The sequence below is a fragment of the Olsenella uli genome (assembly GCF_016899935.1).
Lineage (GTDB): Bacteria > Actinomycetota > Coriobacteriia > Coriobacteriales > Atopobiaceae > Thermophilibacter > Thermophilibacter uli_B.
Window position 1 is genome coordinate 1 of record NZ_JACJJK010000084.1, and the last position, 249, is coordinate 249.

Here is a 249-nt window from a genome sequence, read left to right on the forward strand (position 1 = left end):
CAATAGCATCTACAACCTGCGGTACAAGTGCCATTGTAGTGATTTCTCCTACATGACCACCACTTTCAGTACCTTCAGCGATAACGGCATCAATACCAGTGCGCACCAAGCGTTTTGCAAGAGCTACAGAAGCGACTACTGGTATTACTTTAGTACCAATTTCTTTAAATGCAGGTATGTATTCACCTGGATTACCTGCACCTGTAGTTATAACTGGTACACGTTCATCAAGAACTACTTGAATAACTT

At 41.8% G+C, this 249-nt stretch carries 1 protein-coding gene; it reads right to left on the minus strand.

Annotated elements, in window-relative coordinates; all coding sequences use genetic code 11:
- The coding region (locus H6A07_RS09930; protein WP_204814754.1) for a nitronate monooxygenase at positions 1-249 on the minus strand (249 nt) is incomplete at both ends.